Raw genomic sequence first — 22,714 nt, forward strand, 5'->3', positions numbered from 1 at the left:
CATGGCCGCACGATGGATCGAACTGATCACGGGATCGTTCGAGGACAAGAAGCGCTGGCGCCAATACAAGACCCGGAAGGAAGAGCTCCCCACGAGCTACCGAACCGCAATCGAGGGGATAGAGCGCTACTTCATGTACGCTGGGTCGATCGTCAAGGGCGATGTCCTGATGCAAATGCTCGAGGACCTCGCCGACCTGATCGAGGGCGCCGCCGCCGACGGCACCCCGATCCGCGACATCGTCGGGGAAGACCCGGTGGAGTTCGCAGACACCTTCATCCAGAACTACTCGGACGGCCAGTGGATCAACAAGGAGCACAAGCGCCTGACCGACGCCATCGACCAGTCCGCCGACGAGGCGTGAACGCGCCGGAAACGGAGAACCGGATATGACCACCAACCAGGCCCGCGAACCTGCGATCCGGGTGCAGGGCATCGAGAAGTCGTTCAAGGATCTGCATGTGCTGCGGGGCGTCAACTTCGACGTGAGGGCCGGGAGCATCTTTGCGCTGCTCGGCTCGAACGGTGCGGGCAAGACTACGCTGGTGCGGATCCTGTCGACGCTGTTGAAGGCCGACTCTGGAACCGCCACGGTCCACGGCTTCGACGTCGCCGCGCAACCCGGCGACGTGCGTGAGTCGATCAGTTTGACCGGCCAGTTCGCCGCGGTCGATGAAGTGCTCTCCGGCCGAGAGAACCTTGTGCTGATCGCGAGGCTGCGCCACCTGAAGAACCCGGGTGCGATCGCCGACGGCCTACTCGCCCGCTTCTCACTCGCCGAAGCCGGGAACCGCAAGGCGTCGACTTACTCGGGCGGCATGCGCCGCCGGCTCGACATCGCGATGAGCCTGATCGGGAACCCTCCGGTGATCTTCCTCGACGAGCCGACGACCGGACTCGACCCCCAGGCGCGCATCGGGGTGTGGCAGACCGTCAAGCGGCTCGCCGACAGCGGCACGACGGTGCTGCTCACGACGCAGTACCTCGACGAAGCCGAGCATCTCGCCGACCGGATCGCGATCCTGTACAAGGGCACGATCATCCAGAACGGCACCCTCGCCGAACTCAAGCAACTCCTCCCGCCGGCCAACATCGAGTACGTCGAGAAGCAGCCCTCCCTTGAGGACGTCTTCCTCGCCTTCGTCGGCGAGACCGAAACCGCCGCCCCCGTCCGCACCGATGACACCGTCCCGGCAGGAAAGGAACCCCGATGACCACCCACGTCCTCGGCGACACCGGCGTCCTCACCGGGCGGTCTTTGCGCCACATACTCCGCAGCCCCGACACGATCATCACGACTGCGGTGACCCCGATCGCTCTGATGCTGCTGTTCGTCTACGTGTTCGGCGGTGCGATCTACACCGGATCCGATGAGCCGTATGTCAACTACATGCTCCCCGGCATCCTGCTCATCACTATCGCCTCCGGTGTCGCGTACACCGCGTACCGGCTGTTCCTCGACATGCAGGGCGGCATCTTCGAGCGCTTCCAGTCCATGCCGATCGCCAGGTCGAGCGTGCTCTGGGCGCATGTGCTCACCTCCCTTGCCGCGAACCTGGTCTCGGTCACTGTCGTCATCGGCGTCGCGCTGATCATGGGGTTCCGCGCCGGATTATCCGCGGCTGCCTGGCTCGCCGTCGTCGGCATTCTGATCCTGTTCACCCTCGCGCTGACCTGGATCGCCGTGATTGCCGGACTCTCGGCGAAGACCGTCGACGGCGCGAGCGCGTTCAGCTACCCGCTGATCTTCCTGCCATTTGTCAGCTCGGCCTTCGTGCCCACCGGCTCGATGCCCGGCCCGGTCGCATGGTTCTCCGAGAACCAGCCCGTGACCTCCATCGTCAACACCATCCGTGCCCTGTTCGCCCAGGAACCCGTCGGCAATGACATCTGGATAGCCCTCGCCTGGCTCGCCGGCATCCTCCTCGTCGCCTACAGCTTCGCGATCGCCATCTATCGCCGCAAGATCAGCTAAGGCCGATCGCAGACCGCGCGACCGCGCAACGAATGCCGCCCGCTTCCCTATGGGTCGCGGGCGGCATTCGCCATTGCAGAGCGTATGGAGCGCTGAGCCCTCGACGAGCGTCGAGGTGTAAGGGCCAGCCCACGAATAGACGAGGCCTTGGCGTCAAACCTGCCGTTGGTGCCAATCCTCGGGTTCCGTCGATTCCACCACGGCAATCGCGAAGCCGCCCCATGCGCGCTTCGTCCTGGTCTCGTGGCCGAGCACTTGCTGTTCGAGGAGCGCCAGCCCGCAGGATGAGAGTAGTTCGGAGAGGCGCTCCCGTGACGGTGGTGCACTGTCCACGCCGAACTTCAGCGGTTCGCCCACCGCTGTGGCTGCCGCCCTCCCGTACCGCCAGTACAGCATGCCCGATTCGAGGGCCTCGGTGGTGAAGTAGTCGAAGGCGAGCCGGCTGCCCGTGGCGCAGCCGGCGACCTTGCGCAGCGTGTCCTCGATCGCTTCCCGATTGAGGTACATGGTCACCCCTTCCCAGAGGAACAGGGCCGGGCGCCCGGGGTCGAACCCGGCGTCCACTAGTTTGCCGAGCCAGTCATCCGTCTCGAAGTCCGCGGGCACGAACGCGACGTGGCGTGCGTCGATCCCGGCCTTGTCCAGCATGCCGCGCTTGACCGCCAGCGTCGCCGGGGCATCGACCTCGAAGGACTTGACGGGCGTGTCCTGTGGGAGCCGGTAGGGGCGTGTGTCGAAGCCGGCACCGAGGATGACCAGCTGGTCGATCCCGGGAAGGAAGCGGTCCACGGCGCCGTCGAAGAACGTGACCCTGGCCGACGCCTCGGCTTGCGGAGGGACCTCGCCCTCGAAGGGGTACCGGAAGGTCTTCGGGACGAAGCCGGTGGCGCGGTGCGCGAAGACCGTCGGCCCCAATGCCAGCCACATGCCCAGCCGGGGCACACCCGGCAGGAGGGGCAACAGCTTGTTCGCGGCCTGGTCCTCGCGCACGCCGAAATGGTGCATTCCCCACCGGGCGGAGAGCGGGGCCTGGGCGCTGGTCGACACACCGGAAGCCTTCGCGGCCAAGAGCTTGCCGACCCAGACCAGAAAGCCGAGCAACGAGACCGGGAGCAGCGCAATGCTGAGTGAATAGAAGGCGATGGCGGCACCTGGTTTGCGCATCCCCGGACCCTTTCGGTTCATGGTGCCAACTGCGATGCTGCCGTCGGCATGATCGCCCATGAGCGGGTCAAAGCGTCCCCTAAAGCCGGGGCAGTCCCAACGGTCCAAACCAGAGGTCAGGCGTTTGGATCGAGGAACAGCGAGATGCCCGTAGTTTCGTCGTTTTCGCTTGTTTCGAGGCGGAGCTCATCCTCGTCCTTGCAGCCGCCTGCCTCCGCCCGCGCTACGAAGCGCTTGAGGTCCCCGAACGTGGCGCGCTGACCTTCGGGTCCCTCGAACTCAATATCCAGTTTCAGTCCAATAGCCATAGGGATAGGGTAGTGCACCACCGTTGCCACGATGGGGGTATGCCCCGGGCCCTGACTATCGCCTTTCTCCAAGGGACCGTACGGCCGCTCCGTGTTCGCAGCGGAAACTCCGCGCGGACAGCAAACCATCATCCGATGGCGGTCAGGACCACGATCGGGAGAATTGCGAAGGAGTCCGCGCGCAGGCTGGGTATTGATGGTGCCCCGCCACCACCGGCCACCCGAGTCGGCGGAGAGGCCTACCATTGCGGATCCGCCTGGGAGCTGTATTCTGGGCCCCGGTAACGGCGGCGCAGATGGAACGCGACCGCGAAGATCCATGCCATGAACGTGATCAGGACGACGCGTTGCACCAAGCCTTTCCACTCGAACAGTCCGCTCCCCGGCTGCTGGCTGATCTTGAGCAGACCGATCCCGAGGGCGAGGACAACACCGGCGGCCAGTGTCCACCCCGCCAGGGGGCGCCAGGCCGGATCGCTGCGGAAGCGCCGGTGGAAGACGAAGCAACTGAGGGGGGCGAACGTGAAGACGATGGCGCCGAAGATGCCGTGCACGACGCCGTGCGCACTTGTTTGCTCGAACATCGCCGACGGGTCCGTGGTGAATGGTCCGGACGCGATCAGGCTGACGCCGATGCCCTGCACCAGCACCGGTCCCGCCCGGGACCCCGCACCGGTGCTGAAATACCCGGCGAGGCCGCGGCCGAACGCCAGCATCAAAATGCCGGTGAGCACGAAGTTGAGGATCTGGACCCAGCCGCAGGCGCCCAAGGACAGCTCGCTGACGAACATGCCCGTCCAGGAGTAACCCGGAGCCAGCCACCCGAAAACGGTGAAGACGGCCACGAAAAGAACAGCCCCGGCCATCCCCGCCGCGGCGGACAGTACGACGCGCCGGCGTGCGGCCGCCGCCGGGCCCGGGCCAGAACCAGAGATCACAAGGTGAAGCCTAGTACCAAGGCCTCGGCGTCGAAGGCACGCCCGATCCCACCGGGACGGCAGCGGCCAATGCCAGGGTCGAGGCGGTGTACCGTGCGGACCGCTACCGCTTCCGCGGGTCCATCACGAACTAGGCTCCGCCACCGCAAGTCTCATATCGTGGGATGGATATCCCAACAGGCGAGACGGGAACCTAGGCTGTGGACATGGAAAGCCTCGCTGAAATTCCCCCTTTCGTTTCCTGGGCGTGGTGCGCGGAGAACCAAGGGCGGATCGTCCTTGCCGATTGCCGCTGGTACCTGGATGGCTCCACGGGCCGGGACGCCTATGGCCGTGGCCATCTGCCGGGTGCGGCCTTCGTCGACCTTGACCGCTGGCTCTCCGGGCCCGCCTCGCAGGGGGCGGGGCGCAACCCGCTTCCGGAGCCGGAGGTGTTTGCCCGCGGCATGCGGGAAGCCGGAATCGACGACGACGACGTGGTGGTGGCCTACGACGACGCCGGCGGCGTGATTGCCGCCAGAATGGTGTGGATGCTGCGCACCACGGGGCACCGGGCCGCGGTGTTGGACGGCGGGATGGCCGCGTATCCCGGCCCGCTGGACACCGAGGCCCCGCAACGGCGCCGCGGCGGGTTCACCGCCACCGCGTGGCCGCGGTCGTCGCTGGCCAGCCTGGCGCAGACGGTCTCGGGCGACCACCCGGTGGTGGATGCCAGAAACCGGGACAGGTATGACGGGCGCCAGGATCCGGTGGACCCACGCCCCGGGCACATTCCCGGCGCCGCGAACGTTCCCTGCCGCGGACATTTGGACGCATCGGGTACTCTGCTGCCCGAGCCGGATTTGCGCGCCAACTTTGCGCGGGCCGGCATCTCCACCGGCAAGGGGACTGTCAACAACTGCGGCTCGGGCGTGACCGCCTGCCACAACCTGCTGGTGCTGGAGCACATCGGGATGGGCCGTGGCCGGCTGTTTGTGGGAGGGTGGTCCCAGTACGGCCACGTGCTGGACCTGCCCGTGGCGACGGGCCAGCCATAGGTCCGCCACCCCACACGAGGAGAACATATGGGACAGCCCTTCGATTTTGCCGGCACAACGGCGCTGGTGACCGGCGCGTCGTCGGGCATCGGGGCCGAATTTGCCCGCAGCCTGGCCGCCAAGGGCGCCTCGCTGGTGCTGGTGGCCAGGAGCGTGGATGCCCTGGAGGCCTTGGCGGCCGAACTGCGTCAGGCCCACGGCGTCGGCGTTGACGTGGTTACGCTGGACCTGGCCCTGCCCGATTCGGCCGAAACGCTGGCTGCCGTGATGGCCGAGCACGGACTGGCGGTGGACGTGCTCATCAACAATGCCGGCTTCGGCAGCCACGGCGACGTGGTGGATGCCGACCCCGCGATGCTGGCGCAGCAGATCCAGCTCAACGTCGGCACGCTGGTGGGCACGACGGCGCGCTTCCTGCCCGGCATGGTGGCGCGCGGGCGCGGAGTGGTGGTGAACGTGGCCAGCACGGCCGCCTTCCAGCCCCTGCCGCACATGGCCGTCTACGGCGCCACCAAATCCTTTGTGCTGTCCTTCACGCAGGCGCTGTGGAAGGAAAACGCGTCCACCGGGGTGAAGGTCCTGGCCCTGTGCCCGGGCGCGACGGACACGGCGTTCTTCGACGTCGCCGGCGGCGACGCGGCGGTGGGGGAGCGCCGCAGCCCCACCACGGTGGTGGAGCTGGCCTTCGAAGCCCTGGCCGCCGGCCGGCCCAGCGTGGTGGACGGGGCCATGAACAACCTGCTGGCCCGGGTGGGGCCGCGCATCATGCCCGAGCGTGGCATGCTGGTGGCCGCCGAGCGCACCATGCGGCCCGGCCGCTGACAACCCTTTTTCGACCACAGAACAGGACAGGAACCGCGATGGACTCCGCACCGAACCAGGCACTCACCCTTGTCAACGCCCGCATCTTCGACGGCTCCTCGCCGGACCTCATCGAGGGCTCCATCGTCTTCCGCGGTGGCCGGGTGGCCGGGCTGGGGGACGTTGCACCACAGGGCCAGGTGGTCGACGCCGGCTCCAAGGTGGTGGTGCCGGGGCTCATTGACGCCCACTTCCATGCCTACGCCGTGGGGCTGGGTGGACTGGAGGTGGAACGCTGCCCGCTGAGCTATGCGGCCCTGGTCGGGGCCAAACGTCTGGGGGCCGCGTTGCGGCGCGGATTCACCACGGTCCGCGACGTGGCCGGGGGCGACAGCGGGCTCGCGCGCGCCATCGACGCCGGTCTTCTGGCGGCGCCCCGCTACTACTACACCGGGCCCGCCTTCAGCCAAACCGGCGGCCATGGGGACCCCCGCTCGGCCGACGTCGACATCTGTTTCGGCCACGGCCACATGTGCGCCGTGGTGGACGGAACGGACAACCTGCGCCGGGCCGTGCGCGAGCGGTTCCGCACGGGCAGCCACGCCATCAAGATCATGACCTCCGGCGGGGTGGTCTCGCTGACCGATCCGATCCGCCTGCCGCAGTATTCCGCCGAGGAGATCCGTGCGGTGGTGGACGAGGCCACGCGCCGGGGCAGCTATGTGGCGGCCCACGCCTACTCGCCGGAGGCCATCGTGCATTCGGTGGAGAACGGTGTCCGCTCCATTGAGCATGGAAATCTGCTGGACCGTCCGACGGCGGAGCTGATGGCCGAGCGCGGGGCGTTCCTAGTGCCCACGCTGGCCGCCTACGACGCCATGAACCGCCGCGGCGAGGACCTGGGGCTGAATCCGATCTCCCAGGCGAAGAACGCCGAGGTGCTCTCCGCCGGCAAGGAGGCGATTGGGCTGGCGCTGCAGGCTGGCGTGAAAGTGGGCTTTGGCTCGGACCTGATGGGTGACCTGGAGGATGACCAGCTGGTGGGTGTGCGCCTGCAGATCGAGGCGGCCGGGGTGCTTGAGGCACTGCGCTCGATGACGGCCGTCAACAGCGAGCTCCTGCAGAACCCGGACATTGGCCGCCTCGGGGCAGGCTCCGCGGGCGACGCGGTGCTCCTGGACGGCAACCCATTCGAGGACGCGGCGGTGCTGTGGGACGAGTCCCGGCCTCGGTTGGTCATCCAGCACGGGCGCATCGTGGCCTGAGCCGGAACGCCGCCGGCGCCCCCTCGCGGGTGGCCGTTGGCTGCTCTCGAGAGGAAAAACGCAAAGGCACCCCGGACCTCCGTCCGGGGTGCCTTTGCGTTCAGAAGCATCCATCCGCCCTGCCCGGCGGCAGCCTGCGCCACATTCCCGAGGGGGTGTTGCACATCACACGGAGTACTGTACAGTGTGTACTGTATACAGCACTCAAGACGAGGAAGTCAGATGCGCACAACCCTGAAGCTGGCCGTTCCGGCCCTTGCTTTGGCCATGTTGACCGGCTGCACCACCGGCGGCGTGCCCACCAATTCCGCGGCAACCCTGGACCCGACGGCGGCAGTCTCCGGCGAGATCACCGTGTGGAGTTGGGACACCGCCGCCACGGCACTCAAGCGCCTGGCCGGCACGTACACCGCCAGCCACCCCGGCACCACCGTCAACGTGGTGGATGTTGGCTACGACAACGCCTACGACAAACTGTCGGTGGGCCTGCAGGCCAACGCCGGACTTCCCGACGTCGTCACGGTGGAGACGGACCGGATGCCCGGCTACATCCACCAGTTCCCGAAGGGTTTCACGGACCTGGTGCCGCTGGTCGGCGCGGGCACGGCGGACTTTGACCAGTCCAAGGTCTCCGCCTCAACCGATGCCGGCGGGCACCTGCTCTCGCTGCCGTGGGACTCCGGAACCGTGGCGCTGTACGTGCGCACCGACTACCTCGCCGAGGCCGGCGTGGACCCGGCGTCGCTGGGCACCTGGGACCAGCTGGTCGCCGCCGGGGAAAGGATCAAGGCCGCCACCGGCAAGACGCTGCTCTCCACGGACCTGTCCACCGGCGGATTGTTCCAGATGATGCTCCAGCAGCAGGGCAAGGGCCTGTTCACCAGCGCCGGCGACGTTGACGTCAGCACCAGGGAGGCCGTCAGCGCCCTGTCCATCATCAAGGCGATGAACGACAAGGGCCTGCTCAACAACGTCAAGGGCTGGGACGGGCGCGTCAGCGCCGCCAAGGACGGCAAATCCGCCGTAGCCCCCGAGGCCGTCTGGTGGGCCGGCACGCTGACCTCGGAAATGCCTGAGCTGGCCGGAAAGTACGCAGTGGTGCCGCTGCCGGCCTTCGCCGCGGGCGGCGCCCGGACGTCGAACAATGGCGGCTCCACGGTGGCCATTCCGACGCAGGCGAAGAACCCCCAGCTGGCCGGTTCCTTTCTCAGCTTCGTCCTGGCCAACAAGGACAACCAGGCATCGATGATGGCGCAGGAGGGACTGTTCCCGTCCTACCTGCCGGCCCTGGATGCTCCGCTGTTCCACGAACCGCAGCCGTACTTCTCCGGCCAGAAGGCCTACGAGCTGTTCGCCGCGCAGACCCGGAACATCCCCTCCATCAGCTACACCAGCGACAATTCCAAGGCCGGCGACATCGTGGCCAACGCCGTGGTGGCCTCAGTGCTCAACCACGAGGACCCGGCTGCGGCGCTGAAGTCGGCCGCGGACCAGATTGCCACCGCCACCAGCCGCAAGATTGCGCAGTAGCACCGTGACCTCAACGCTTCTGAGGCCCGCCGCGAAGGCGGCGGGCCGGGACGGCACCCACAGGCCGCGTCGCCGTCGTCCGGGCTTCTGGTTTGTCCTGCCGGCCGCTGCGCTCTTTGCCATCTTCTTCCTCTACCCGCTGGCCTCCTCCCTGTGGCAGAGCTTCTTTTCCACCACCGGCGGAGAATCAAAGTTTGTCGGCGGGGCGCAATACCTGAGGCTGTTCCAGGATCCGCTGGTGGCCAAGAGCCTGTTCAACGCCTTCCTGATCCTTCTCATCCAAGTGCCGCTGATGATCTGCATTGCCATCGCCCTGGCCTACCTGCTCAACCAGTCCTGGCTGCGCTTCAAGACCGGTTTCCGGGCCATCCACTTCCTGCCGGCCGTGACCACGCTGGTGGCCTACTCGCTGGTCTTCCGGGTCATGCTGGCCACGGACGGGGGAGCGGTGAACCAGCTGCTGGGCATGGTGGGCATGGCACGGGTGGATTGGCTGAACAACGAGGCCTGGGCCCGCGTGGCGCTGATCGCCTCCATCATCTGGCGCTGGACCGGCTACAACATGATCATCATCCTGGCCGGCCTGCAGGGCATTGGGGCCGAGCTCTACGAGGCCGCACGGATCGACGGCGCGGGCCGCTGGGCCACGTTCACCAAGATCGTGATCCCGCAGCTGCGCCCGGTGATCCTGTTCAGCACCATCACCTCCACCATCGGGGCGCTGCAGCTCTTTGACGAAAACTTCATCCTCACCGGCGGCGGTCCCAGCGACGCGACCCTCACGCCGGTCCTCTACCTCTACAAGGTGGGCTTCCGCCAGTTCGATTTCGGCTACGCCTCGGCCATTGCCTGGCTGCTGGTGGTCCTGATCGCCATCATTTCCGTTGTCCAGTTCCGCATCATGAAGGAGAAGCCGTGATCGCGACACTCCAGCGTCTGCCCGTCTACCTCGTGTTGGCTGCCGGCGCGGTGCTGAGCATCATCCCGTTCCTGTGGATGGTCATCGCCTCCACCCACACGACGTCGTCGCTGTTCGCCTCGCCGCTGCCGCTGCTGCCCGGCGGGGAATTCTGGACCAACCTGGCCCGGCTGCAGGCGGAGACCAACTTCGGCCAGGTGATGGTCAACTCCCTGGTGGTGGCGGTGGTCTACACCTTCTTCTCCGCGATCGTCAGCGCCATGTGCGGCTACGGCCTGGCCAAGTTCCGGTTCCGCGGCCGCGGCCTTGTGCTCGGCGCCGTGTTGTTGACGATGATGATCCCGATGCAGGTGCTGCTGGTGCCGCTGTTCCAGATGATGGCGAGCCTGGGCTGGGTGGACAGCTACCAGGCGTTGATTCTGCCGTTCCTGGCCAACGCGTTCGGCATCTTCCTGATGCGCCAGGCATTCACGGAGTTCCCGGACAGCCTGATCGAATCGGCCCGGATCGACGGGGCCAGCGAGCTGAAGACGTTCTACCGGATTGTCCTTCCGGTGGCCCGCCCCCAGCTGGCGGCGCTGATGATCTATACCTTGATCAGCCAGTGGAACTCGTTCATCTGGCCGCTGCTGATGCTCAACAGCGAGGACAAGTACACCCTGCCGGTGGCGCTGAACACCATGATCGGGCTGTCCCGGGTGGACTACTCCGGCCTGATGCTGGGCTCGCTGCTGGCGACGCTGCCGCTGTTGATCGTGTTCGTGGTTTTTCAAAAGCAATTTGTATCCGGACTTATGGGAGGGGCGGTCAAAGGATGACCCGCACTGTGAAACTCGACGGCATCGCCTTCGGGGGCGACTACAACCCCGAGCAATGGCCGCGGGAGGTTTGGCGCGAGGATGTGCGCCTGATGAAGGAGGCGGGAGTCAACTTCATCACCGTCTCCGTCTTTTCCTGGCCGCTGCTGGAACCGGAAGAGGGGCGCTTCGATTTCGGCTGGCTGGATGAGGTCATCGAGCTGCTGGACGATGCCGGCATCGCCGTCGACCTGGCCACCGCCACGGCCACCCCGCCGGCCTGGCTCATCCGCAAGCACCCGCAGATCCTTCCGGTGACCGCCGACGGCGTGCGGCTGGAGTTCGGCTCCCGGCAGGCCTACTGCTTCAGCTCGCCGGTGTTCCGCGAGTACGCGCTCAAGCTCACCCGGGCGATGGCCGAGCGTTACGGCAACCACCCGGCCGTGCGGCTGTGGCACGTCTCCAACGAATACGGCGACCACGTCTCGCGCTGCTGGTGCGAGGCCTCCGGGGCCCACTTCCGCAGCTGGCTGCGGGCCAAGTACGCCAGCATCGACGCGCTGAACGAGGCATGGGGGACCAGCTGCTGGGGTCAGCACTACCTGGACTTCGAGGCCATCGAGCCGCCGCGGCTGGCCACCGGACCGATCAACTCCACGCAGCGCCTGGACTTCGAGCGCTTCTCCTCCGACGCCATGCTGGAGCTGTTCACCGCCGAGGTGGCGGTGCTGCGCGAGGTGACGCCGGCGCTGCCGGTGACGACCAACTTCATGTCCATCCTGCACGAGCTGGACTACTTCAAGTTCGCCGACGCCGAGGACATCGTCACCGACGATGCCTACCCGGACCCGGCCGACCCCCGTGCCCACGTGGACGCGGCGCTGAACTACGCGCTGATGCGCGGGGCCAAGGGCGGGGCACCGTGGCTGCTGCTGGAGCAGTCCGCCAGCGCCGTCAGCTGGCGCGAGGTCAACGTGCCCAAGGCTCCGGGCGTGATGCGGCTGGACAGCTACCAGGCGATGGCCCACGGCGCCGACGGCATCATGTACTTCCAGTGGCGTGCGGCCAAGTTTGGCCCGGAGAAGTTCCACGCCGCCATCCTGGGCCACCGCGGCGAACGCAGCCGCACCTTCGCCGAATGCAAGGCCCTGGGCGCCGAACTGGCCGCTCTGGCCGCCATCAAGGGCAGCCGGGTGGCCGCCGAGGTGGCCATGCTCTGCGACTGGGATTCCAACTGGGCGCTGGCCGCCCCGGACTCGCTGCCGACGGACCGGCTGACCTGGATCAAGGCCGCCCGGTCCTGGCACCGTGCCGCCTTCGGACGCGGCGCCACCGTGGACCTGGTCCGCGCCGGGGCCGACTGGTCCGGCTACAAGGTGCTCCTGGTGCCCAACCTGTACCTGGTGCAGGCCGGGCTGGCCGCCGAACTGGAGGCCTTTGCCGCCGCCGGCGGGACCGTCGTCGTCGGGCCGTTCTCCGGTGTGGTGGATGCCAACGACCACATGCACGACGGCGGCGCCCCCGGGCCGCTCCGGCCCCTGCTGGGCGTCGAGGTGGACGAGGTGTGGCCGCTGCCCGACGGCGAGGCCGGGGAGATCGTGCTCGCCGGCACGCCGCACGGTGTCCACACCATCAGCGAATGGCTGGAGCCCGTTGATGCGCGCACCGTGGCCAGCTACCGCGGCGGCGAGCTCGACGGCCGCGCCGCCGTGACAGTGCGCACGCACGGGGCCGGCAGCGCCTGGTATCTCAGCGCGGCCCTGGACGACGGCGGCCTGCGCGCCCTGCTCGGGGAGATCCTCGACGAGGCGGGCGTGGCCCTGCGCCCGGCAGCGGCCACCACCGCGGCCGGCGAGGCCGTGGAGCTGGTGGTGCGCCGGGGACCCGCGTCCTCGTTCAGCTTCGTGCTGAACCGCGGCACTGACCCCGTGGCGGCCCGGCTTCCCGCCGGTGCCACCGTGCTGGTGGGTGACGGCGTGTCGGCCGGCGCCCGGTCCGGAGAAACCGTGCACACCCTTCCCGCCCGCGGCGTGCTGATCGTCCAGCACGCCCACACCGACGCCGTCGTCCTCCATCAGGAGCCCGCCGGCACCACAAGCTTTTCGACCACCCTTTCCACAACAACAGCAGAGGTGACCTCATGACGGAACAAGCCGTCCACCCGTACATCCCGAACACCGCCCCCGAGTCCCGGGCAGCCATGCTGGCAGCCACCGGTGCCGAGAGCATCGAGGAGTTCTACGCCGACATCCCCGCCGAACTGCGGGTCAAGGGCCTCCTGGACCTGCCCGAGCCCTTCCTGGCCGAGGCGGACCTGGAACGCCATGTCAGCTCGCTGCTGGCCAAGAACACCAGCACCCGCGAGTACCTGACGTTCCTGGGCGCCGGAACCTACAACCACTACATCCCCGCCGTGGTGGAGGATGTGATCAGCCGCAGCGAGTTCCTCACGGCCTATGCCGGGGAGCCCTACGAGGACCACGGGCGCTTCCAGGCCCTGTTCGAGTACCAGTCCCTGATGGCCGAGCTGCTGAACATGGACGTCGTAAACGTCCCCACCTACGACGGCTACCAGGCCACCGCGACGTCGCTGGCCATGGCCGGGCGCATCACCGGCCGCCGCTCCGTCATCGTGGCCTCCGATGTGCACCCAGACAAGATGTCCAAGGTCCGCGACTACGTCCGTCCGTTCCTGGACCTGGTGGTGGTGCCCACCCTCGATGGCACGGCCGACCTGGCCGCGGTCCGCAGCCTGATCACCGACGAGACGGCCGCCGTCTGGCTGGAGACCCCCAGCTACTTTGGCGCCCTCGAAGCCGCCGGCGCCGAGCTGGCCGCCGCCGCCCACGACCGCGGCGCCCTGGTGGTGGTCGGCACCGATCCGATCGGCTGCGGCGTGCTGGCCCCGCCGGCGGATTGGGGAGCCGACATCGTCTGCGGCGACATCGCGTCCCTGGGCGTGCGCCAGTGGTTTGGCGGCGGCCGCGGCGGTTTCATCGCCGTCCACGACGACCCCACCTTTGTGCTGGAGATGCCCTCGCGCCTCTTCGGCATAGAAAGCACCACCGTGCCCGGCGAGTACGGCTTCGGCGACGTCGCCTGGGACCGGACGTCCTTTGCGCTGCGCGAAGAGGGCAAGGAATGGGTGGGCACCGCTGCCGCCCTCTGGGGCATCGCCGCCGGCGTGTACCTCTCCGTGATGGGACCGGCCGGCATGGCCGAACTGGGCGAGACCCTGCTGGCCCGCACCGCCTACGCCCGCCAGACGCTGGCGGCGCTCGACGGCGTCGAGCTTCCCGACACGGCGCTGCACCTGCGCGAGTTCACCATCGACTTCGCCGCCACCGGCGTGAGCGCCCGCCGCCTGCTGGAGCTGCTCCGCGCCCAGGACATCGACGCCGGTGTCGTGGCCGGTGAGCACCGCCTGCTGGTGTGCGTCACCGAGCAGACAGCCCCCACCGACATCGACCAGCTGGCCGCCGCGCTGGCCACGACCTTCAAGGAGAACTGAGATGAGCCTTCCCGTAGCACCCAAGCCGGCCCCGCGCCGTTTCCACCAGGCCAGCTGGGATGAAAAGATCATCTTCGAACTGAGCACCCCCGGCGAACGCGGCGTGCTGGTCCAGCGCCCCGCGCCCCAGGAGTCCGAGGCCCTGGCGCGCCGCGCCGGCCAGCTGGCCGCCGTGAAGCGCAGCACCGCCCCCGCCCTGCCCGAACTGGCGCAGATGCGCGTGGTCCGCCACTTCCTGCGCCTGAGCCAGGAGAACCTGGGCGCCGACTTCAACGTCGACATCGGCCAGGGCACCTGCACCATGAAGTACAGCCCGAAGATCAACGAGGTGGTGCTGCGCACCACCAAGGCCATGGACCTGCACCCGCTGCAGGACGAGGCCAAGGTCCAGGGCATCCTGGAGATCTTCTGGCGGACCGAGCAGCTGCTGGCGGAGATCTCCGGCCTGGAGCGCGTGAGCCTGCAGACCCAGGGCGGTTCGGCCGCCATCTGGTCCAACATTGCCATGATCCGCGCTTACCATGAGTCCAACGGCGAGGGCGAGACCCGCGACGAGGTTATCACCACGATCTTCTCCCACCCCTCCAACGCGGCCTGCGCCAAGGCCGCCGGCTACAAGGTCATCACCCTGATGCCCGACGCCGACGGCTACCCGGACATCGAGGCCCTCAAGGCCGCCATCTCCCCGCGCACCGCCGCCCTGATGATCACCAACCCGGAGGACACCGGCATCTACAACGCCCGGATCCGCGAGTTCGTGGACCTGGTGCACGGCGTCGGCGGCCTCGCGGCCTACGACCAGGCCAACGCCAACGGCATCCTGGGCATCACCCGGGCCCGGGAAGCGGGCTTTGACCTGTGCCACTTCAACCTACACAAAACCTTCAGCACCCCGCACGCCAGCGGTGGCCCGGGTGCCGGCGCCAGCGCCGTCTCGGCCAAGCTGGTCCCGTTCCTGCCCGGCCCGACCATCGACAAGGTGGGGGAGAAGTTCGTGATCAACTACGACCACCCGCAGTCGGTCGGGAAGATCGCCCCCTTCTACGGCGTCACCCCGAACATCATCCGCGCCTACGCCTGGATCATGGCGCTCGGTGCCGAGGGCCTGCGCCAGGTGGCCGAGATCGCGGTGCTGAACAACAACTACCTGCTCAGCCAGGTGCTGGCCATCCCCGGCGCCAGTGCCCCCTACGCCGAGGGCAAGCGCCGCATCGAGCAGGTCCGCTACTCCTGGCAGGACCTCTTCGAGGAGACGGGCATCTCCTCCGAGGAGATCGGCATCCGGCTCTCCGACTTCGGCATGCACTACTGGACCAGCCACCACCCCTACCTGGTGGCCCAGCCGTTCACCCTGGAGCCCACGGAATCCTACTCCAAGTCCGAGATCGACGAGTACGTGGCGGCCCTGGCCGAGGTGGTGCGCGAATGCCGCGAGGAGCCCGAAACGGTGCGCACCGCCCCGCACAACCAGACGGTCCACCACATCCACCACGACGATTTCGATGCACCGGAGCGCTGGGCCATCACCTGGCGCGCCTACCAGCGCAAGTACTTCGGCGCCGGTTCTTCGCAGACCACGGCTCCGGCCGCCGTCGCCGATCCCGCCGTCCGCTGACATCCACCCGCACTGCTGAGGAGAACACCATGACAAGTTCCACCCTTAACCGCCGGACGTTCTTTGCCGGTTCGCTCGGTGCGGCCACGCTGCTGGCCCTCGCGGCCTGCAGCGGCGGCAGCCAGGCCGGTGCCGACAAATCGGCCAAGATCACCTGGTCCACCTGGGGAACCCCGGAGGAGGGCCAGCGGTTCAAGAAGTTCAATGAGCAGTTCAAGAAGGACCACTCCAGCATTTCCGCCACGCTGCAGATGGTGCCGTCCTACTCGGACTACCACTCCAAGCTCCTCACCCAGCTGACCTCCGGCACCGCGCCGGACGTCTTCTACGTGGGCGATGACTACATGGGCAAGTTTGTCGACGCCGGCGTGCTGATGAACCTGGACTCCGTGGTGAACGCGGCGGACGGTTCCATCAAGGCGGCGGACTTCAACGCCGCGCTGTTCGGTGCGGCCAAGACGGACAAGGGCCTCTTTGCCCTGCCCAACGACTGCAACCCGGACGTGATGTGGTTCGACAAGAAGGCACTGGCCGCCGCCGGCATCACCGAGAACCCCGCCGAACTGGCGGCGGCGGGCACGTGGACCGTGGCCAAGTTCCTGGAGATGTGCGCCAAGCTGGCCGGTGCCGGCATGCACGGCGCGCTGTTCTGGAACTACTGGGCCACGCACTGGAGCTGGGTTGCGGCCAACGGCGGCACCGTCTTTGACGCGGCGGGCACGTTTGTCCTGCCGCAGGACGCCGCAGGCCGGGCGGCGCTGAAGAGCCTCGGCGATGCCTTCCAACAGAAGCTGTTCACGGTGGCCGACACGCTGCCGGAGGGATCCGGCGGCGACAGCCTCTTTGCCACCCACAAGGCGGGCTTCTATGTCCAGGGCCGCTACGGCATTGCCACCGCCGAGCAGTCCGGCACCAAGGAAGACTACGACATCGCACCGTGGCCCTCCGTCTCCGGCAAGCCCGGCGCCAGCGGCGTGGCCGCCTCCTACCTGGTCATCAACGCCAAGTCCAAGTCGCCCGAGGCGGCCACCACCTTCCTGGTGGACTTCCTCAGCGCCAAGGGCCAGACGCTGCGCCTGGCCGACGGCGGAAATGCCGTCCCGTCGATCAAGGGCGCCGACGCCGTGGTGCTGGACGGGTCCTACCCGGCCCACGCCCAGACCTTCCTGGACCTGCGCGACGCCGGCTTCTCCGACTTCGCCAAGGAGGCCAAGATTCCCGGGCTGTCCTCGGACGTCAGTAAACTGATGCTCTCGCTGTACGAGGGCAAGGCCGGCGTGGACGATGTGGTGGCATCCCTGACCACGCTGATGGACAAGGCGGCCTGACATCGTGGCAGCTACGTTGCACAGCACACGTTCGGGCGGCCGCTCCGGCGGCCGCCCGGGCGGTGGCACCTCCAGTGCCGCCACCGTGGAACGCACGGAAGCCGGCTGGCGCAAGCGCGACCGCTGGATGGGGCTGCTCTTTGTCAGCCCGCAGCTGCTGGGCATGATCGTCTTTGTCCTGCTGCCGTTCTCCGTCGGCATGGTCCTGGCCTTTGCCAAATGGGACGGGCTGACAGCACTGGAATGGGTGGGCACCGACAACTTTGCCGCCCAGCTGGGCAACCCGGAGTTCCTGCGGGCCATCATCAACACCGTGGCCATCGCCCTGATCACCGTGCCCATCGGCTTGGCGCTCTCCCTGCTGATCGCCGTCGGACTCGACCGGCTGCGCGGGCGCACGGGCTACCTGATCATGTACTTCGCCCCGGTGATGACCAGCTCCATCGCCATCTCGCTGGTGTGGCAGCAGATCCTGCGGGCGGACGGGCCGCTGAATGCGTCCTTCGCCAAGGTGTTCGGCATCCCCGGACCGGACTGGCTGGGGGATCCGCGCTTTGTCCTGCCGGCGGTGTGCATCGTGACCATCTGGTCCTCGCTGGGCCTGAACGTGATCATCTTCCTGGCCGGACTGCAGGGCATCTCCCCGTCCATCCTGGAGGCGGCCAAGGTGGACGGTGCCGGTCCGCTGCGCACCATGCTGCGGATCCGGCTGCCGCTGCTCTCCCCGGTGGTGTTCTTCTCCACCGTGGTGGCGGTGATCAGCTCCTTCCAGACGTTCGACGTCGTCTTCATCCTCACCAAGGGTGGCGGCCCGGACGACTCGGCACGGACCATCGTCTACCAGATCTACGAGGATGGCTTCAAGAATTTCGAGTTCGGCATGGCAAGCGCCGCCTCGATCATCCTGCTGCTCCTCACCCTCCTCGTGACGGCCGTGCAGCTTGGGCTGCAGCGCCGGTTTGTCCACTACGAAAGCTGACACCGTGGCAACAACATTGATCCAAGACCCGCCGGTCCGCCAGCGCGCCGCTGCGGCTCCGGTCCGGCGCCGCAGCGGCAACGGCACGGCCTCCCGGGTGCTCCTGCACGTGCTGCTGGGCGTGGGCGGCTTCCTGATGGTGGCACCGTTCCTGTGGATGCTGCTGACGTCCTTCAAGTCGCTGCCGCAGATCATCACGGACCCGCTGGGACTGTTCCCGGCACCGTGGAACTTCGCCAACTACGCCGATGCCTGGAATGCGGCCCCGTTTGGGCTGGCCTACTGGAACAGCATCTACATCTGCGTGCTCACCGTGGCCGGCACCATCCTGACCGCCTCCATGGCCGCCTATGCGTTTGCCCGGATCGAGTTCCGCGGCAGCAAGTTCCTGTTTGTGCTCTTCCTGGCCACCCAGATGGTCCCGCAGCAGGTGACCATTGTGCCGCTGTACATGGTCTTCTCCGCGCTGGGCTGGGTGGACACGCACCTGGCGCTGATCATCCCGGCCGTGCTCTGCAATCCGTTTGCGGTGTTCCTGGTCCGCCAGTTCATCCGCTCGCTGCCCGTTGAGCTGGAGGAGGCGGCGCGCCTGGACGGGGCCGGCCGCTGGCGGATCCTGTTCAGCATTGTGCTGCCGAACATCAAGCCCGGCCTGGCCGCGCTGTCCATCGTGGTGGCGCTGGGGGCCTGGAACAACTTCTTCCTGCCGCTGATCGTGCTCAACAGCGAGGACCAGTTCACCGTGCCGCTGCTGCTCTCGCAGTTCACCGGCCAGTACGGCGGCATCAACTACTCGCTGGTCATGGCCGCCTCGGCCATCTCCATCGTGCCGATGCTGATCGCGTTCCTGATCGGCAACCGCAAGATCCTTAACTCCATGGCCATGTCCGGCATGGGTGGCTCCTGATGGTTTCATGGGAGGGTGCCGGGGCGTTTCTTGACCTGGAAGAGGTGCCGCTGACGGACCGCGGCTCGCGGCTGCTGGTGTTCAAGAACGACGACGGCGGCGCGGGCCGTCCGGGCGCGGGCCGGGCCGGCCTGCGGGTTGCCGGCGCCGTGTACGAACGCAGCCCGGACACGTCGACGCACCTGCACCGGATCGCCGTGTTCGACGGCGCAGGCCGGCCGCTGGAAGCCACGGCCGTGGTCCCCGAGGGCATCACCTTTGGGGACTCGGCAGCATCGCTGGTTCTGGTGGGTTCCGATGCCCTGAGCATCGGCGCCCTGGCGGAGCCGGTGGTGGTGCTGCTGGAGCCCTTCGGCACCAGCGCGGACGGCCGGCCGGTCTCGGAGGTGGACGGGGCCGGGATCTCCTGGCGCGCCACCGATGGGACGGTTCCTGCTGCCGATCCCGTTTCCGGCGACACTGGGCCGGCCGGGCCCGGCGCAGTCCGGCTCCTGCTGCCGCCGGGCGGCAGCCTGCTGCTGCGGATCGGGGGCGCGGTGGACCAGGCCCCGGAACCGGGCGGCCACGCCGCCCTGCTGGCGGCCGCCGCCTCGCGCTGGACAGACTGGTTCGCCAGGCTGCCGGCGGTCCGCGGCACGGACCTGGAACTGGTCCGCTACGCCTGGTGGATCCTGGCCAGCAACATCGTCCAGCTGGACACCCACCCCGGCATCGACGCCGTCGTGCCCTCCAAACAGGGCTACGTGGCCGCCTGGCAGTGGGACTCCTACTTCATCAGCATCGGGCTGCGCCACGGCGACGCCGAGCTGGCGGCGGACCAGCTGCGGCTGTTCTTCGCCGAGCAGACGCCCGACGGCGGGCTGCCGGACGTGGTCCACGACCACGGCACGCTGGCCTGCGTGGCGGACATGCCCCCCGGCGACGTCGCCACGCTGGCCCGGATCCACGGGGCGGACTCGCCGATGGTCACCCAGGCCGACATGCCCATCACCAAGCCGCCGCTGGCCGCGTGGGCGGCCCGCGCCGTCGACGCGGTGGCCGGAACATCGCTGCAAAGCGAGCTCAAGGACGGGCTGGACCGGCTGCACGAGTGGTGGTTCGCCCGGCCGACCCCCGACGGGCTGCCCGGCTACGAGCACGTCTACTCCTCAGGGTTGGATGATTCGCCGCTGTTCGACGACGGTGGCCCGGTGTTCGCCCCGGACCTGCCCAGCTATCTGGTGGTGGCCCTGGACGCGATGGCCGACCTGGCCGAGGACGCCGGCGACGGCGCCACGGCAGCTCGCCACCGCGCCCTGGCCGATACGACGGCGGCACAGCTGGTGGAGAAGCGCTTCGATGCGGAGCTGGGCCGCTTTGTCGCCCTGACCCCGGCCGGGCGGCGCACGACGGTGACGCCCTTTGGCCTGATGCCGCTGCTGACCGGTCGGCTGCCCGAACCCGTCAAGGCCGCGCTGGCCGCGCGGCTGGCGGATCCTTCTTGCTTGTCGGCACCGTTCCCGCTGCCCACCGTGGGGCTGTCCGAGCCGGAATTCAACCAGGACCGGATGTGGCGCGGGCCCGTGTGGCTGAACGTGAACTGGTTGATCGTCCAGGGCCTGCTGCGCAGCGGGCTCGAGGCGGAAGCCGCCGCCCTGGCCGAACGGACGGTGGCTATGGTGGTCGCCAGCGGGGGAATCCACGAGTACTGGAACCCGCTCACCGGCGCCCGCGCAGCCGGGGCCACCACCGGCTTTGGCTGGTCCGCGGCGCTGTTCCTGGACCTCGCCGTGTGGCTGGCCGCCACCGACGCCGGGCGCTGAGCAGCTCGGCTTTCCACCGGAAGTGGCCCGTCCCGGATTCCGGGCCGGGCCACTTCTGGGTGTGCTGATGCCAGCTCCGTAGGCCTGATGGGCTGGCAGCACCGCGGACCCCGGCATGCTCGGGTTCGACATTGCAGTTGTGGCGGGATCCGCGCCGCGAAGGCCGCCACAACTGCAATGTCGATTGTCACTCTTGGCTGATTCCGGCGGCCTCGGCGGCGGCTCCGAACCAGGTCGGCAGGTGGCGGAGCAGGTCGTTCTGGTCTTCGCCGATCCATGCGACGTGGCCGTCCGGCCGGAGCAGGACCGCGGGCGCGTCCAGTTCCCCGCTGACGTCCGCGACGTGGTCGATCCGATCCGTCCATCCTGTCACGGAGAGCTTGCCGGTTGCATCCAGCAGGAGCCCGCGCCCTTCGCGGGTGAGCTCGTAGAGGCGGCCCCTCGACAGCTGGATGTCGCGCAGTCGTCTGCCGAGCAGCTCGGGCCCCACGCCGAAGTCGTAGCGGATTCCGATCGCGGTGATCTTCTCGGCCAGGAAACGGCTGACGTCCTCGAAGCCCATCAGCTCGGCCAGCAGCCGGCGCACGGCCTGCGGGCCGGGCTCGGGGGAGATCAGTTCCGACTGGGCGCGGGTGGTGTTCAGCACGTCGGCGGCGACCGGGTGGCGCTCGGCGTAGTAGCTGTCCAGCAGCCCGCCCGGCGCCCACCCGTTGACCTCGGCGGCGAGCTTCCAGCCGAGGTTGAACGCATCCTGGATGCCGAGGTTGAGCCCCTGTCCCCCCAGTGGCGGGTGGACGTGCGCCGCGTCGCCGGCGAGAAGCACCCGGCCCACTCGATATTGTTCTGCAAGCCGGGTGGCGTCGCTGAAACGGGACAGCCAGCGCGGTGAGTGGACGCCGAAGTCAGTGCCCGCGTACGCCCGCAGCTGCGTCCGGAACTCCTCCAGGGTCGGCGGGACCGAGCGATCCTGGGCCATGGTCGCGGCGGGCACGACGGCGCGGTGCAGGCCGTTTCCGGCGGGGCCGATGCCAAACCCCTTGTGGGTCTTGCGAACCTCGTCCGACAGTGCGGCCACCTCCTCCGGCGGCGCTGTCACCTCGACTTCGCCGAGGAGCCACTCGGTCTTGGCGGGCTCGCCGGGGAAGCCGATACCGACCAGTCTGCGCACCAGGCTGCGTCCGCCGTCGCAGCCGACCAGCCAGCGCGAGCGCAGCCGTGTGCCGTCGGCGAGCTCGACGCTCACCCCGTCCTGGTCCTGCTCTACACCCGCCACCTCGGCGCCGCGGCGGATCCGTGCGCCGAGCTCGGCGGCGCGCTCGGCCAGCAGGCGATCGGTGACCGGCTGAGGGATGCCGAGGACGTAGCCGTGTGCGGTGTCCAGGTTTGCCGGCTGGGGTTTGTCGATCCCGGCGAAGCGGCCCGCGCCGCCGGGATACCGCTGCCCGTGTGCGAGGAACCGGTCCAGCAGCCCGCGCTGGTCCATGATCTCGATGCTGCGCGGGTGCAGGCCGAGCGAGCGGACCAGCTTGCTCGGCTCCGCATCCTTCTCCAGCACGAGCACGTCCACGTCGTGCAGCCGCAACTCGCTGGCCAGCATCATCCCCGTCGGCCCGCCGCCGCTAATGATCACGTCGAACATGTGAAGCCCCAATCCAAAAACCCACCTTCCGGCCTGCGGCTCCGAATCGCGGAATCGCGGAATCGCCCGGAGCAGCGCCCATTTCCGCAAGTATCTTGGCCGCTGCCGACCATTGTGCTCGTCGCCAGGGGTCTTGCGGCAAGCCCCCCAGCGAGCTGTATTCTGAAAGTGGCAGGGAGATTGACTCTCCTTGCCTTTC

Annotated in this window: 20 protein-coding genes; 16 read left to right on the forward strand and 4 right to left on the reverse strand. The window is 68.2% G+C overall.

The window, feature by feature from the left end; translation table 11 throughout:
* Position 1: 1 nt before the first annotated feature.
* Genes ACQCSX_RS03230 through ACQCSX_RS03240 form a run of 3 tightly spaced genes read left to right on the forward strand, consistent with a single transcriptional unit; the run spans position 2 to position 1,975 of the window.
* On the forward strand, positions 2-364 hold the full coding sequence (locus ACQCSX_RS03230) for a DUF1048 domain-containing protein (RefSeq protein WP_427017643.1): 363 nt from the start codon (positions 2-4) through the stop codon (positions 362-364).
* 25 nt (positions 365-389) lie between these two features.
* Positions 390-1,214: an ABC transporter ATP-binding protein gene (locus ACQCSX_RS03235; protein ID WP_427017644.1), complete on the forward strand. Its 825-nt coding sequence runs from the start codon at positions 390-392 to the stop codon at positions 1,212-1,214.
* Complete coding sequence (locus ACQCSX_RS03240) at positions 1,211-1,975, forward strand: ABC transporter permease (RefSeq protein WP_427017645.1); 765 nt, start codon at positions 1,211-1,213, stop codon at positions 1,973-1,975. Before ACQCSX_RS03235 ends, ACQCSX_RS03240 begins: the two co-directional genes overlap by 4 nt.
* 153 nt (positions 1,976-2,128) lie before the next feature.
* Here the strand turns inward: ACQCSX_RS03240 and ACQCSX_RS03245 are convergent, their stop codons facing one another.
* The 3 genes from ACQCSX_RS03245 to ACQCSX_RS03255 form a co-directional block, all read right to left on the reverse strand.
* Positions 2,129-3,139 (reverse strand): class I SAM-dependent methyltransferase, encoded by a 1,011-nt coding sequence (locus tag ACQCSX_RS03245; RefSeq protein WP_427017646.1) that lies wholly within the window; start codon positions 3,137-3,139, stop codon positions 2,129-2,131.
* Positions 3,140-3,255: 116 nt separating this feature from the next.
* Positions 3,256-3,447 carry a hypothetical protein gene (locus ACQCSX_RS03250; protein ID WP_427017647.1) on the reverse strand — a complete coding sequence of 64 codons (192 nt, stop codon included), beginning with the start codon at positions 3,445-3,447 and terminating at the stop codon, positions 3,256-3,258.
* 239 nt (positions 3,448-3,686) lie between these two features.
* Positions 3,687-4,385, reverse strand: a complete 699-nt coding sequence (locus ACQCSX_RS03255) for a DUF998 domain-containing protein (RefSeq protein ID WP_427017648.1) — start codon at positions 4,383-4,385, stop codon at positions 3,687-3,689.
* A 206-nt stretch (positions 4,386-4,591) separates the two neighbouring features.
* Between ACQCSX_RS03255 and ACQCSX_RS03260 the strand changes: the two genes are divergently transcribed.
* The 13 genes from ACQCSX_RS03260 (at position 4,592) to ACQCSX_RS03320 (ending at position 20,876) form a co-directional block, all read left to right on the forward strand.
* Positions 4,592-5,422 (forward strand): sulfurtransferase, encoded by an 831-nt coding sequence (locus ACQCSX_RS03260; RefSeq protein ID WP_427017649.1) that lies wholly within the window; start codon positions 4,592-4,594, stop codon positions 5,420-5,422.
* 27 nt (positions 5,423-5,449) lie between these two features.
* Entirely contained in the window at positions 5,450-6,244 is a 795-nt protein-coding gene (locus ACQCSX_RS03265) for an SDR family NAD(P)-dependent oxidoreductase (protein ID WP_427017650.1), read from the forward strand.
* Between the two features lie 38 nt (positions 6,245-6,282).
* Positions 6,283-7,488, forward strand: coding sequence for an amidohydrolase family protein (locus ACQCSX_RS03270; RefSeq protein ID WP_427017651.1), 1,206 nt, complete (start codon positions 6,283-6,285; stop codon positions 7,486-7,488).
* A gap of 222 nt (positions 7,489-7,710) precedes the next feature.
* Positions 7,711-9,018, forward strand: a complete 1,308-nt coding sequence (locus ACQCSX_RS03275; protein WP_427017652.1) for an ABC transporter substrate-binding protein — start codon at positions 7,711-7,713, stop codon at positions 9,016-9,018.
* Positions 9,019-9,022: 4 nt separating this feature from the next.
* Entirely contained in the window at positions 9,023-9,937 is a 915-nt protein-coding gene (locus ACQCSX_RS03280) for a carbohydrate ABC transporter permease (protein ID WP_427017653.1), read from the forward strand.
* Positions 9,934-10,755, forward strand: coding sequence for a carbohydrate ABC transporter permease (locus ACQCSX_RS03285; RefSeq protein ID WP_427017654.1), 822 nt, complete (start codon positions 9,934-9,936; stop codon positions 10,753-10,755). Before ACQCSX_RS03280 ends, ACQCSX_RS03285 begins: the two co-directional genes overlap by 4 nt.
* Entirely contained in the window at positions 10,752-12,878 is a 2,127-nt protein-coding gene (locus tag ACQCSX_RS03290) for a beta-galactosidase (RefSeq protein ID WP_427017655.1), read from the forward strand. The genes ACQCSX_RS03285 and ACQCSX_RS03290 overlap by 4 nt, the downstream gene beginning before the upstream one ends.
* The gene (gcvPA, locus tag ACQCSX_RS03295; protein WP_427017656.1) at positions 12,875-14,245 is read left to right on the forward strand and encodes an aminomethyl-transferring glycine dehydrogenase subunit GcvPA; all 1,371 of its coding nucleotides are present in this window, start codon (positions 12,875-12,877) and stop codon (positions 14,243-14,245) included. Before ACQCSX_RS03290 ends, gcvPA begins: the two co-directional genes overlap by 4 nt.
* Position 14,246: 1 nt before the next feature.
* Positions 14,247-15,860, forward strand: a complete 1,614-nt coding sequence (gcvPB, locus tag ACQCSX_RS03300) for an aminomethyl-transferring glycine dehydrogenase subunit GcvPB (protein ID WP_427017657.1) — start codon at positions 14,247-14,249, stop codon at positions 15,858-15,860.
* Positions 15,861-15,889: 29 nt separating this feature from the next.
* Positions 15,890-17,188 carry an ABC transporter substrate-binding protein gene (locus ACQCSX_RS03305; RefSeq protein WP_427017658.1) on the forward strand — a complete coding sequence of 433 codons (1,299 nt, stop codon included), beginning with the start codon at positions 15,890-15,892 and terminating at the stop codon, positions 17,186-17,188.
* A gap of 4 nt (positions 17,189-17,192) precedes the next feature.
* Positions 17,193-18,167, forward strand: a complete 975-nt coding sequence (locus ACQCSX_RS03310; protein ID WP_427017659.1) for a carbohydrate ABC transporter permease — start codon at positions 17,193-17,195, stop codon at positions 18,165-18,167.
* Positions 18,168-18,171: 4 nt separating this feature from the next.
* Positions 18,172-19,074 carry a carbohydrate ABC transporter permease gene (locus tag ACQCSX_RS03315; RefSeq protein ID WP_427017660.1) on the forward strand — a complete coding sequence of 301 codons (903 nt, stop codon included), beginning with the start codon at positions 18,172-18,174 and terminating at the stop codon, positions 19,072-19,074.
* Entirely contained in the window at positions 19,074-20,876 is a 1,803-nt protein-coding gene (locus ACQCSX_RS03320) for an amylo-alpha-1,6-glucosidase (RefSeq protein ID WP_427017661.1), read from the forward strand. The genes ACQCSX_RS03315 and ACQCSX_RS03320 overlap by 1 nt, the downstream gene beginning before the upstream one ends.
* A 187-nt stretch (positions 20,877-21,063) precedes the next feature.
* Here ACQCSX_RS03320 and rox read toward each other — a convergent pair whose 3' ends face one another.
* Entirely contained in the window at positions 21,064-22,515 is a 1,452-nt protein-coding gene (gene rox, locus ACQCSX_RS03325) for a rifampin monooxygenase (RefSeq protein WP_427017662.1), read from the reverse strand.
* Between the last annotated feature and the right edge of the window lie 199 nt (positions 22,516-22,714).

The sequence above is a fragment of the Pseudarthrobacter sp. P1 genome, from assembly GCF_050156935.1.
Lineage (GTDB): Bacteria > Actinomycetota > Actinomycetes > Actinomycetales > Micrococcaceae > Specibacter.